Here is a 12,574-nt window from a genome sequence, read left to right as displayed (position 1 = left end):
CATAAGATATTAAGCATAGCCATTGCATGTTTTATATTTTTTGCGAATGTGAACAATTTACTACTGAGCTTAAGCGTGTTGATTCAATTAATTAGTATTTACAACAATAACAATAACAATAACAATAACAATAACAATAACAATAACAATAACAATAACAATAACAATAACAATAACAATAACTAATGAGCGTAAGCCGATATAGGTGATAGAGTGGAAGCATTTGATTTTATAATAATCGGCGGTGGTTCTGCTGGCTGTGTGTTAGCTGATAAATTGTCTGCCAATGGCGAGCACACTGTTTGCTTATTAGAAGCAGGTAAAGCTGATAAAAATTGGTTAATTCACTTACCTATTGGCATTATCGCCCTGCTACAAAGTCACACCTTAAATTGGCAATTTAACTCTCATCAAGAAAAAAACCTCAATAACAGAAAAGTTTTTACACCGCGCGGAAAAACCTTAGGCGGTAGCAGTTCAATAAATGCCATGCTTTATGTCAGAGGGCAACAACAAGATTATGATCACTGGCAAAACCTAGGCAATGCCGGTTGGAGTTTTAATGATGTTTTACCTTACTTTAAAGCACTTGAACATCAAGAGCGTGGTGCAGACAAGTTTCATGGTGTTAACGGCGCTTTAAATGTGGCTGACTCTGTATCTAAACCGGCAGTTAATGAAGACTTTATTCAATCGGCTGTTGCAGCAGGTTACCCTAAAAATAATGATTTTAATGGATGTTCTCAAGAAGGTGTTGGTTATTACCAAGTTACCCAAAAAGAGGGGTTAAGGCATAGTGCCGCAAAAGCCTTTCTAACACCTAATTTACACCGAAGTAACCTAACCGTAATTACTCAAACACAAGTTGAAAAGGTGCTAGTTGAAGATGGTACTGCTACAGGTGTTATTTACAAGCACCAAGGTAAGGTTAAGCAATTACTCGCCAACCGTGAAGTTATTGTAAGTGCTGGTGCCATAAACTCTCCTCAAATATTGATGCTTTCTGGTATTGGGCCGAAAGCTGAATTAGCGAAACATAATATTGAACTAGTGCATCAACTAGAAGGGGTTGGTAAAAACCTACAAGATCATGTTGATGTGCTTAATGTTGCCAAACATAAAAGAACTGAACTGCTAGCATACCGACCCAAAGCTCTGTGGTGGGGAGCAAAAGAAGCATGGAAGTTTATTGGCCAACGTAAGGGTTTATTAACGACGGTTATTGCCGAAACCGGTGGCTTTATCAAATCTGAGCCAACATTAGCTGAGCCTGATTTGCAACTGCACTTTGTACCTGCTGCAATGGACGATCATGGCAGAAATCATAAGTTACTTTTTACTTATGGGGTCTCATTACATGTTTGTTTACTCAGACCTAAAAGTCGTGGCTCAATAACTCTTAACAGCAATAAAATAACGCAACATCCTCGTATTGATCTCAACATGCTAGACCATCAAGACGATATTGATACCATGATTAAAGGCGTAAAAATCGCGAGAAAAATATTATCTACTCCACCGTTATCATCTACCCATATAAATCATATTTTTCCTCATGAAGGCTGTAAATCGGATCAAGAGATCACGCAGTTTCTTAAAGAAAAATGTAATACTATTTACCACCCAGTGGGCACCTGTAAAATGGGACAAGATGAGCTATCAGTAGTCGACGAGCAATTAAAAGTTAGAGGCATCAAACAATTACGCGTTGTAGATGCGTCAATAATGCCAACACTTATTAGCGGCAATACTAACGCCCCTACCATGATGATTGCAGCGAAAGCAGCAGATATGATACTGGCTGAACAACGTTAATATAGATTTTATATAGAGCTTAGATAAGTAATTTCATGTTAGTAGCTTCATGATACTAACATTAAGTTAATATTGAATAACTTCTGAAGTTCAAGTCGAATTAGGTCAGAATTAACTTTATTTTAATCCTAATGTTAACTTTATTTATCAAGCCAAACGTTAAAATAAAATAAATTATTTGAAACCATAATCGAGTTTATAAGGTCAATTTAGATAAGTAATCATTTATTCACTGAGTAACTCAATTGATTTATCTAAAAACATTATACAAAAATTTGCTCTCTAGCGCGTTTATCGTCCTTACTTTACTGTCTGTTAATGCCAACGCAAGCGAAGCAGCTATTGCGCCACAAGCTCCAAGCTGGCAACTTAGTACTCAATCTGGCGAGGCTATTTCGTCTACACAATTGGCTGGCAAAGCAACAATACTTCATTTTTGGGCAACTTGGTGCCCTTATTGTAAGGTGTTGCAACCAAAGTTAGTTGAGCTTGCAAAGAAGTATCAGGCGCAAGGTGTGGAGCTAGTCGCTATAAGCTTTAATGAAGACGAAGGTGCGCTTCCCCAGGATGAATTAGCTGCTCGGGGTTATACCTTCCCTACAGCAGTAAATGGTGATGAAGTTGCAATGCGCTATGGCGTAAGAGGTACACCAACTACCTACTTTATCAATAAAAATAACCAGGTAATTTTCAAATATACCAGTTCTGATACCACCGACCCACGTCTTGAGTTAGCGGTTAAAGAGATAATCAAAGTTCTTGATAAGTAAATAATAGTTACAACAGTAGATATTCATCCTAAGAAATACTAGGCAGCTAGCCATAACATAAATTAAATAGCTGCACTGAGTTGATATAACTGTTTTTTATATTTTTGTTTTTGTTTCGGCTCATGTACCCAAGGAAGAGATGCTTCTAAAATTGAAATAGCATATTGTACTTTACCCTGTACAAGATAAATTTCGTGCAGCTCTAAATAAGCTTGCTTAACATATGGTGCTAACTTAATCACTTTACGATAATAACGCTCTGCATCGCTATACTCTTTGTTATAGCTTGCTAACTGAGCTTTTTCTAACCAATGATACGGGTTGGGATCGTAAATATTTTCTATTTGAGATTTAACCTTTTTAGCATCCCTGAATCTACCTTGCTGTTTCAATAAAGTAACATAATTATCGAGTACACTAATATTAACATCATTACTGGCCATCGCGGCTAGGTACAAACGTTCTGCACTTTTTATATCGCCTTTTTTCTTATGTAACAAAGCAAGTAAGTTTAGCGATGAGACATTGTTTACATCTAGATGATAAGCGTGTTTTGCATATGCAAATGCGTTATCAAACTCTTCTTTTATATAAAGTTCAGCCGCTTTATTGACATAATACATAGCTAAAAATTCATTTGGATTAACCGTTTTTGAACGAATATTACTATCTTGTGGAAAATAGTCGATGATAATAGCAGGACGATAAATGTAATACGTGTTCTCTTCAGCAATAAAACTTGGATCGTATAACAAAGATTGAACATGGCTTGAAGACAACAGTACATTACCGTGCTTTTCGTAAACAGGCAGTGAGTTCATTTTCCGATAGTCAATTTCAACCCCTACCAATCGCGAAAATGCTGTGGTTAAAATAGCTAAACTCATACAATTACCGCTACTATTTAACATAGCTTCACTGGCGGTGTAGGTTTGTCCGAAATAAGTAAATTGATCTAAGCTACTTTCTAAGAACAGCTTCACAACTTCATGTGGTAAATAACCTTGAGAAATTTTTTGCTGATAGAATGTTAAAAATAATTGTTGTTGTTGCTCGCTAAGTGCATAGAGGTCATTTTCGGAAATCACCATATTATTTGGCGAGAATAAAGCACTATTTAAGCTAACACTTACTTGCTGTTCCCTATTAGCTTTTACGCTAGAGCAGCCTATGCATAAAATGAGAGTGAAAATAAAAAACCATCTACAATATGCCATTAAACATTCCTTATGAAAAATATAGTATCTTATATGCTTTCTCTTACTTATCTCTTACTCAATTACGAAACCTATCGTAATTAACATTACAAACTAATCAGCGCTTTGTCGAGTAAATTTTAATCACTTCAAGTCACACGAACAATTTAATGACGTTTGAAAACGCATATATTCTTTTTATCGCAGGGTTTTAACGCCAATTCTGAACCACTCACCGAATTTTTAACTCATGCACTTGTACCTAAGGCTTGTGCAACATAGAATCAATGCAACTTCATGGTGATATATCGCCTTGAATAAACCTTATCAGCCCTTGGGCATAAACTAATAAAGGTCATTTAATGAAGATTCGTTATTTAGCACCACTAGCAATTGCCATTGCTTTAGCTGGTTGCCAACAAAATGTAGCAACATCTAACGTTGTAAAAGTAGAACAAGCAGACGTTACAGCCAGTAATCCATTTTTTTCAGAATATGATACACCTCACGGTATTCCTCCTTTTGATAAAATTAAAAAGAGTCACTACTTACCTGCTTTTTATCATGGTATTGAGCAAAATAAACTAGAAATAAATGCTATAACAAGAGCTAAATCTCGTCCGACTTTTGAAAACACTATTGTAGCAATGGAGAAATCTGGCGATTTTCTAACTAAAGTCAGTAACACTTTCTACGGTTTAATCGGCTCAATGTCAGACGATGAAATGCGTGCCATTGCAAAAGAGATATCACCAAAACTTTCTGCTTTAGGCGATGACATTGCACTTAACGATGCTTTATTTATGCGCGTTAAAGAAGTTTATGACAACCAAGATAAATTCAATTTACGTACAGACCAAAAGCTTCTGTTAGAAAAAACCTATAAGAACTTCGTTCGTGGTGGTGCTAACTTAAACGATGCTGACAAGCTAAAACTACGTGAGTTAAATGAAAAACTGAGTGGCTTAAGCTTAAAGTTTGGCGAAAACTTGCTCGCTGAAACTAACGGCTTTGAAATGGTGATTGACAATAAAGCTGATTTAGACGGTTTACCTGAAGATATTATTGCTGCTGCAAGCGAAACAGCAACAGCACGCGGACATGAAGGTAAATGGGTATTCACCACGCATCGTCCAAGTAAAAATCCATTTTTAACTTATTCAAACAATCGTAAGCTGCGTGAAACTATCTACAAAGGTTATACCATGCGTGGTAATAACGATAATGCGAATAACAACCAAGCTATTGCGAGTGAAATGGCAAGCTTGCGTTTTCAAAAGGCACAGTTGTTAGGCTATAAAACTCATGCACACTTCGTGCTTGAAAATGCCACAGCAAAAACCCCTGAAAATGTTTTTGGATTATTAAATAAAGTTTGGCCTGCTGCGTTAGAACGTGCAAAAGAAGAAACTGCTGATATTCAAAAAATGATTGATGCACAAGGTGGCAACTTCAAAGTAGCAGCTTGGGATTGGTGGTACTACTCTGAAAAAATTCGTAAGCAACGCTTTGATATTGACGCTTCAGAAACTAAACCTTATTTTTCACTGGAAGCGACCTTACAAGGTGTTTTCTTCACCGCTGAAAAACTTTGGGGTGTTACTTTTAAAGAGCGTAACGACTTACCTAAATATCACCCAGAAGTACGTACGTTTGAAGTATACGACCGTGACGAAAGTTACATTGGTGTATTCATGACCGATTATTATGTACGTGAAAGCAAACGTGGTGGCGCTTGGATGAGTAGCTTCCGTAAGCAATATCGTATGAATGGTGAAGATGTTACGCCTATTATCTATAATGTTTTAAACTACCCTCGCCCTGTTGGCGACAAACCAACGCTATTAACCTTTGATCAAGCGTCTACCTTATTCCATGAGTTTGGTCATGCGATTCAAGGCTTATTGTCAGATGGCTACTACCGTTCACAAACAGGTACAGCATTGCCTAGAGACTATGTTGAATACCCTTCTCAAGTGATGGAAAACTGGATGACCGAACCAGAAGTATTAGCAAATTTTGCTAAGCACTATCAAACAGGTGAAGTTATTCCTCAAGCACTTGTTGAGAAAATTCAAGCTTCTGGCAAGTTTAATCAAGGTTTTGGCACCACTGAGTATTTATCAGCGGCCCTGCTTGATATGAGCTGGCACTCATTAGAAACAGCTGAACTTCAAGATGCTAACGCTTTTGAAAAAAATGTTATCAAGGAAATAGGCTTAATCGAGCAGATAGCACCTAGATACAAAACAGGCTATTACTCTCATATATTTGCTGGTGGATATTCAGCTGGCTATTACGGCTATATTTGGTCAAATATTTATGATGCTGACACTTGGTTAGCCTTTAAAGAAAATGGCATATTTGATCAAAAAACGGCTGAGCTATACCGCAAGCATGTATTAGAAAGTGGCGGAACAGACGACCCAACAGTTATGTATCGTCGTTTTAGAGGTCAAGACCCTAAAGTAGAACCATTACTTGAGCGTCGCGGCTTAACAAGTAAGTAAAGTTTAACTTACCTGTCAACCAAACGAAAAAAGGGTCGCTAAATAGCGACCCTGTTTAATAAATTTATTATTACACATTTATATTAAACATTTGTATTTAATACAGTAAACTTAATACAATGTTATTTTTAATAAGCGCTTATTAAAGCGTTTATCAAAATCATTACTGCAAATACATACTGCCTTCAAAAAAAGCAAATACCGTTTCAAATGCACTTTCTTGATATTGCTTTAAACCCGTATCACGAAAATCAATATCCACTTGGCTACGAGTTAATGCTTTTTTAATAAAAGTACCGGCTAAAATTTCTACCGGTAAATCTTTAATTAGCTGAATAGCTGCTTCTAATTTAAAGCCAACCGGCCCACCTGAGAACTTTCCTTTTAAGGCACGACCTCTGATAACTACTTTATCAACTTTGTAGTCTTCCATCAGTTTAGCAAAAGCAAATTGAAAGTACTGCACTTGCTCAGCGTCGGCAGCATCAACAAGACTAATTTTTTGTACGCGCGTTTTTGGTATGTCGTACAACCCATTTTCCCGCGACATAATACAAATAATTGCATCGTTACCTTTTAATTCAACACCACATATCTTCATAAATTAACCTCGTTTCTATATTGTTCGTTATTATAACCTGAGCTCTGGATAAGCAGCACTTGCTCAATGCTCCCTTTTAAGCCATTTTCTGCGTTAAAACGTCGATAAATAGCGCGCTATTCATAAACGTTTTGCCTTGGAAATGGCATAAAATGAAGCATTGATGATATCTATTCGTGATGTGCACCTGGCTATAGCATTTACTTTATTACCTAAGCTTTTGGTTCACTTGAGTTTCAAGCACTCATTATCCAGAGTTCAGGTTATTATAAAATAGTTTTGCTTAAGCTGCAGTGTTTTCATGCATTTAAAGTAAGCTTTTAGAGCAAACCTATTTATAGTGAAGTTAGCGCTAAATATCTTTTGCCAATTTAATGTTATTTAGGTCAGCAAACTTAGTGTAATCGGCAACCGCATTTGGGTTTGCTTTATTTACTTGGCATACACCGCGTTGGTATTGATAGCTAAAAACATCGAACCACAGATCAAGTAAGTCGGCATTGGTTTGCTCACCCATTAATGACAATACCTGCGCAGCAACTTCAGCCGTGGCTAATTCCGTATTATTTGCCGCCAAACGTATTTGGTAGCGAGAGCTCAACTCAGCTGAGTCTGATGATGTTTTGGGCGTAAATGACACAACAGGCAAGTCTTGCAAATATGGACTACGCCGAAACATTTTTTTAGCTTCTCGCCAACTGCCGTCTAGCATTATAAATAATGGCCGTTTTCCTGAGCTAAGCGTAATTTTATTATCAAATATCTCACGATTTTCACCCGCATAGTCTTTTGGAAATACGATCATCGGTTGCCACATAGGATCATTTATTATGGCAATAATCTCAGGGTTAACTTCGGTTCTCGACCAAAGAAAAGCAAAACTGTCAGGGATTAAATCTGCAATTAACTTACCGGTATTACTCGGTTTTAATACTTCAGTGTCGTACATTAGCATCAAAAATCCAGCATCAGAGTTCACTTTAGGTGCCAACTCGCAAATACAAAAAGGTACGGCTAAACGACAAAGTTCGCAGCGTATAACGCGCTGACCTCTTGATTTATAGGTAGTGGTACTTAAGCTTTTACGATATTGATGAAGTTGCTGTACAGCGTGCATAAAATATTTGTCAGAACGATTGAGGGCGCTACTTTAACGTGCACCTAATCCGTTGGCAATAAAAAAGCGCAACCTAAGTTAGGTTACGCTTTTAAAAGGGTAAAACTACGATATATTAACCTTTTTAGTACAATGATTTAGATCAAATTGTTATGTTTGCTTGTACTCGCTGTAATAAAGTCATAGTCAGAGATCTCATCAATACTATTTTTTAATTGCGCTTCCATTTCATCGATAACAATAATTGACTGACATAAAGCTTCACCACGCTTTTCTATGTCGGTACTACGATTCTCCATTTCATTACCTATAAGCTCGCCAAAATTTTCCATTTTAGCTTCAAAGGCATCCATGTCTCCACCAGAAAATAACAACTCTTGGCCTACCGCAATCATTACGGTCCCTAAAGAGTTTTTAATCGTGCTTTCTACTGCTGATTCAATTCTTTGTTCGAAATCTTCACCGAAAAAGTCTTTGCCAGAAAAGCCATCTTCATCGATATAAAAGTTATTTTGCTTACCAAATTCAGCTTCTACTTCAGTTCGTATGTAAGTTAATTGCGTGGTTAGATCAGAGCTTACGTTGTTACCTTTACCTAATAATTCATTAAAAGCTAAATTAACTCCGTCAATAGCTAAGTCTATCGCGTCTAAGGCAATATTTTTAACTTCAGGCACAACTTCTCTGATATGACTAGAGTAATCGTTTAACATTGATTTTTGATGAGTTGTTAAAGCAATTTCTTCACCGTTAATCAATAAAGTATTGTTGTTTGTTATGGTATAAAGGGGCGATTTATTTTTAGAGAATACAATTTCATTTGCACTGATATTAATGCCGCCATTTAACTCAACATTACATGAATCACTAGAAAAAGAATTATCGTGAGCATAAGTTAATGTGCTGGTCATTATTAGTGCTGTTGCAATCAATGTTTTCATTTTAATCTTCCTTATAAATTAAAGCTTTCTAAAGCGACTTAAGACTTTTAAAACCGCTAGTTAGTATTCTATTTACAAAACGGATGCCAAAATTAAAAACACATAACTATCAATAGGTAAGAAATAAAAGTACTTTTCATGGCAAATGTAATTAACTAAAATTTAGTGGAATTATTAACTTTGTGGTGAGTTTAACAAGTAGTATATTTTCAATAGTAACTTTACTTAAGAATAAGATAATCGCTGCATTTCAAAAAGACGTGACATGCAACGGGCAAACTCGAAACTCAACTGTGTGCCTTGATAAAGTTCAGCAATATCAACTTCTGCGGTTATAATTAAACGAATACCTCGATCGTAAAATTCATCAACAAGTGCTATAAAGCGTCGGGCTTCATCATCTAAACCTCTTAATTGGCCCATTACAACACCACTTCGTTGATAGCCATCTTCAACGCCCGAAAATACCGCCGGAATTAATTTTCCACTAAATTGAGGGACATTACTTACAAGAATAATCTTAAAGTTATCGGCTAGCTTAATGTAGTCTCTTTGACTTCTAGGTCCAGAGCAGAGCGCCATAAAATCAAACCAAATGGTGTTATCACTGCAGGCTCTAAAGTTAATAGTTCTATTATTAATGACTATATTATCGTTATTACGAATATTACCTTGAGATAGTTTATTAAAATAATCGAGTAAAAAGTTATTCTCAATGTCGTTACCACTATAGTAGTCACGATATTTATATTCTTGAGCTTCTGTAGTTAATAGCCGATGGTCAGTAGGCCCATCAATTGAAATCACCTGGCAATAATGATTAATGACATCGATTGTTGGTAAAAACCTTTCACGTTGTAAGCCATTTTTATAGAGTTCTTTCGGTGGACAGTTTGACGTTGCTACTAAAGTAATACCGTTTGATAACATTGCTTTAAGTAAACCAGCTAATAACATAGCATCGCCAATATCATTAACAAAGAATTCATCGAAGCAAAGTATATCAACTTGTGTAGACCAAACCTTTGCTATCAACATTAACGGGTTATCTTTACCACTAAAGTCTTTTAACTGTTGGTGTACATCTTCCATAAAGTGATGAAAATGAATACGCCTCTTCCGTTTTATCTTTAGCTGTTGATAGAATAAATCCATTAGCATAGTTTTTCCACGGCCTACTCGACCATGAAAATATATCCCTTGAATGGACTCATGTTTAGTGAATAAGTTATTTATTTTGGAAAGGATTGATTTTGGCTTTTGTGCACAAATTAATTTTCTAGAAAGATCATCTAAAGCGAGTGCTGCTTTGTATTGCTCGTTATCGGACTTAAGCTTGTTAAGTTCAATGAGTTGTTGGTATTGTTCAGTTACAGACATACAAGTTATGCCAATTTTATTAATTAAGTATTCTACTTTTTCATCATTAAAAAGAGGTAATTACAAGACCTAAAGCTTAGTCAGTAGCTAGGCACATATATAAACTTTATAACGCCGTACTTATTCATTTTAACCATTAATACCAATTGAAATAAATAATCGATCATTTTAAGGCGGTTTAAATCGTCAATAACTTATTACATTTGCTATAACAATGAATAACTAATTAATCAATTTATTACAGACACAAAAAAGGGCAGACTAATGTCTCCCCTTTTTTTTAACACTGTTAATATTTTAGCTAGTAAAACCAGCTAAGAAATATTAATTAAAGTGCTACGATGTTCTCAGCTTGAGGACCTTTTTGACCTTGAGTAACAGTAAACTGTACTTTTTGGCCTTCAGCAAGAGTTTTGAAACCGTCGCCAGAGATTGCAGAGAAATGTGCGAAAACGTCTGGACCAGACTCTTGCTCGATGAAACCGAAGCCTTTAGACTCGTTGAACCATTTTACTGTACCAGTAGTTGTATTAGACATTTTATTATCCTATTTATTCGTAATTGATGCCTCAAAAATAAGGCGATGTTGCAGAGAGTGTTGCTATTACTTATTAAACAGGACGAGCTACTTACTAATATAACTGCGAAACTTTGTACATAAATATAGGTCTTACTTTCTAGCTGCAGGTATTGTATCTAGTTTCTAACAATAGTCAACCCGTTTAATATAAAAGTATCAAATACTGATAAATAATATTTTAACTGGATAATTAGATCTTCTAGTTACCATTTTTTAGGCTTTCACAAAAACCTTATTATTAGTATCTCGACTACGTTTGATGAGTTCGTCATTAGCGACTAAATGCTTCGATTTTGCTAATCGGTCGTATAGTAATACATTTACGCTCGCGGCTAAATTCATGCAACCAATTGTAGGTACATAAACTACGGCATCTGCAGCATCAATAACATTCTGCGCTATAGTGCCATCCTCAGGGCCAAAGATGTAAAGTGCATTTTCTGGGTGTTCAAATTCAGGCAAAGGTATTGCCCCTTCAACCAAATCAACACAAATAACACGCTGTTCTTCAGGTAAGTCAGTGATTAAGGATTCAACAGCGTTTAATGGAATTTTTCTTAGCACATCTTTTGTGTCGGTATGAAACTTTGCTGCACGCGTATATCTAACACCGGTATAACGAACTTCATCGGCTTGGTAGCATCCAGCAGCACGCATTACGGCACCAACATTTGATGGGCTTTTAGGATCGGTTAAGCCAATAACAACTTGCTCTGCTTTTAAATTCATTTCACATTACTCTATATTTACCTCTGTATTTTTCGCAATTTTGCGCTGCCAATGACAATACTACAAGATAATTTTTAATAACTGAGCATTGAATAACACCTTACTTAGCCTTTTCAATTATCTATTAGCGTATTATCTGATAGCATCGCTATGAAGCTTTTAAAAATAAGTCAATTTAGGTATATAAAATGAAAACTAAAAAAAGCATATTAACCCTCATACTTTCAAGCAGTATTTTCTGCTTTAGCAACGCTGCTATGGCAACTGACGCACCATTAGTGTCTATCGAAACACATGATAATTTTTTTAACAGCATTAAAGCGCTCTGTGACAAAGCCTTTCAAGGTCAAGTAACTATTGATAACGCACCTGGTGACAGCTTTGCCAATAAAGATTTGATTATGCATGTTAGAAAGTGCTCAGATGAAAAACTCGAAATCCCCTTTCACGTTGGTGACGATGCCTCGCGTACTTGGATTATTACTAAAACAGGGTCAGGGTTATCTTTAAAGCATGATCACCGTCACCGTGACGGCAGCCATGATGAAAGCACTATGTATGGAGGTCATACCTTAGATGCCGGTTGGTCACAAGCACAGTCTTTTCCTGCCGATCAATACTCAAAAGAGCTATTTGTTAGTTCAGGGATCCCACAATCTGCGGGAAATACTTGGCAAATGTTTATCTACGCAGACAAATTTACCTATCGATTAATTCGTCAGGGACGAGAATTTCGTGTCGACTTTGATTTAACAGCCCCCGTAACTCCACCGCCAGCGCCTTGGGGATATTCAGACGAAAACAATGAATAAGCAAAGTGTAAAAGGTGAATGGGTGAATAGATAAATAACGTATAAAACGTCAGACATAAATAATTACATTTAACTGTCTTTAGCGCCTTTAAGTGAAGGAACTTTAAAATAACGACTTGGTCA

Annotated in this window: 11 protein-coding genes; 4 read left to right on the top strand and 7 right to left on the bottom strand. The window is 36.3% G+C overall.

Annotated elements, in window-relative coordinates; all coding sequences use genetic code 11:
• The first annotated feature begins 213 nt into the window (after positions 1-213).
• Together B6A32_RS14960 and B6A32_RS14955 are read left to right on the top strand one after the other, a co-directional pair.
• On the top strand, positions 214-1,815 hold the full coding sequence (locus tag B6A32_RS14960) for a GMC family oxidoreductase (protein ID WP_085305504.1): 1,602 nt from the start codon (positions 214-216) through the stop codon (positions 1,813-1,815).
• Between the two features lie 245 nt (positions 1,816-2,060).
• Complete coding sequence (locus B6A32_RS14955; protein ID WP_233131435.1) at positions 2,061-2,585, top strand: TlpA family protein disulfide reductase; 525 nt, start codon at positions 2,061-2,063, stop codon at positions 2,583-2,585.
• Positions 2,586-2,647: 62 nt separating this feature from the next.
• Here B6A32_RS14955 and B6A32_RS14950 read toward each other — a convergent pair whose 3' ends face one another.
• Complete coding sequence (locus B6A32_RS14950; RefSeq protein WP_085305502.1) at positions 2,648-3,802, bottom strand: tetratricopeptide repeat protein; 1,155 nt, start codon at positions 3,800-3,802, stop codon at positions 2,648-2,650.
• A 341-nt stretch (positions 3,803-4,143) separates the two neighbouring features.
• Between B6A32_RS14950 and B6A32_RS14945 the strand changes: the two genes are divergently transcribed.
• Positions 4,144-6,291, top strand: coding sequence for a M3 family metallopeptidase (locus B6A32_RS14945; RefSeq protein WP_085305500.1), 2,148 nt, complete (start codon positions 4,144-4,146; stop codon positions 6,289-6,291).
• A 163-nt stretch (positions 6,292-6,454) separates the two neighbouring features.
• Here the strand turns inward: B6A32_RS14945 and B6A32_RS14940 are convergent, their stop codons facing one another.
• The 6 genes from B6A32_RS14940 to B6A32_RS14915 all read right to left on the bottom strand — a co-directional run bounded on the left by B6A32_RS14940 (position 6,455) and on the right by B6A32_RS14915 (position 11,639).
• Positions 6,455-6,892, bottom strand: a complete 438-nt coding sequence (locus B6A32_RS14940; protein ID WP_085305498.1) for a DUF3010 family protein — start codon at positions 6,890-6,892, stop codon at positions 6,455-6,457.
• Positions 6,893-7,244: 352 nt separating this feature from the next.
• On the bottom strand, positions 7,245-8,009 hold the full coding sequence (locus B6A32_RS14935) for a tRNA-uridine aminocarboxypropyltransferase (protein ID WP_085305496.1): 765 nt from the start codon (positions 8,007-8,009) through the stop codon (positions 7,245-7,247).
• Between the two features lie 137 nt (positions 8,010-8,146).
• Entirely contained in the window at positions 8,147-8,950 is an 804-nt protein-coding gene (locus B6A32_RS14930; RefSeq protein ID WP_085305495.1) for a DUF2884 family protein, read from the bottom strand.
• Between the two features lie 225 nt (positions 8,951-9,175).
• Positions 9,176-10,330 carry a cell division protein ZapE gene (gene zapE, locus B6A32_RS14925; protein ID WP_085305493.1) on the bottom strand — a complete coding sequence of 385 codons (1,155 nt, stop codon included), beginning with the start codon at positions 10,328-10,330 and terminating at the stop codon, positions 9,176-9,178.
• A 328-nt stretch (positions 10,331-10,658) separates the two neighbouring features.
• A complete protein-coding gene (locus B6A32_RS14920) occupies positions 10,659-10,868 on the bottom strand; it encodes a cold-shock protein (protein ID WP_077287100.1) in 210 nt (69 codons plus the stop codon).
• A gap of 255 nt (positions 10,869-11,123) precedes the next feature.
• Positions 11,124-11,639 (bottom strand): RNA methyltransferase, encoded by a 516-nt coding sequence (locus B6A32_RS14915; protein WP_085305491.1) that lies wholly within the window; start codon positions 11,637-11,639, stop codon positions 11,124-11,126.
• A gap of 257 nt (positions 11,640-11,896) precedes the next feature.
• Here B6A32_RS14915 and B6A32_RS14910 point away from each other — a divergent pair, with 257 nt between their 5' ends.
• Positions 11,897-12,451, top strand: a complete 555-nt coding sequence (locus tag B6A32_RS14910; RefSeq protein WP_408607676.1) for a hypothetical protein — start codon at positions 11,897-11,899, stop codon at positions 12,449-12,451.
• Positions 12,452-12,574: the final 123 nt, after the last annotated feature.

The organism is Colwellia polaris, assembly GCF_002104515.1.
Lineage (GTDB): Bacteria > Pseudomonadota > Gammaproteobacteria > Enterobacterales > Alteromonadaceae > Cognaticolwellia > Cognaticolwellia polaris.
This window is presented reverse-complemented; position numbering and strand designations above follow the sequence as displayed.

What these genes read in the sequence shown, in the direction of transcription:
- B6A32_RS14950 (WP_085305502.1), bottom strand. Translation starts at nt 3,802, where the DNA reads ATGGCATATTGTAGATGGTTTTTTATTTTCACTCTCATTTTATGCATA.
- B6A32_RS14945 (WP_085305500.1), top strand. Translation starts at nt 4,144, where the DNA reads ATGAAGATTCGTTATTTAGCACCACTAGCAATTGCCATTGCTTTAGCT.
- B6A32_RS14940 (WP_085305498.1), bottom strand. Translation starts at nt 6,892, where the DNA reads ATGAAGATATGTGGTGTTGAATTAAAAGGTAACGATGCAATTATTTGT.
- B6A32_RS14935 (WP_085305496.1), bottom strand. Translation starts at nt 8,009, where the DNA reads ATGCACGCTGTACAGCAACTTCATCAATATCGTAAAAGCTTAAGTACC.
- B6A32_RS14930 (WP_085305495.1), bottom strand. Translation starts at nt 8,950, where the DNA reads ATGAAAACATTGATTGCAACAGCACTAATAATGACCAGCACATTAACT.
- zapE (WP_085305493.1), bottom strand. Translation starts at nt 10,330, where the DNA reads ATGTCTGTAACTGAACAATACCAACAACTCATTGAACTTAACAAGCTT.
- B6A32_RS14920 (WP_077287100.1), bottom strand. Translation starts at nt 10,868, where the DNA reads ATGTCTAATACAACTACTGGTACAGTAAAATGGTTCAACGAGTCTAAA.
- B6A32_RS14915 (WP_085305491.1), bottom strand. Translation starts at nt 11,639, where the DNA reads ATGAATTTAAAAGCAGAGCAAGTTGTTATTGGCTTAACCGATCCTAAA.
- B6A32_RS14910 (WP_408607676.1), top strand. Translation starts at nt 11,897, where the DNA reads ATGGCAACTGACGCACCATTAGTGTCTATCGAAACACATGATAATTTT.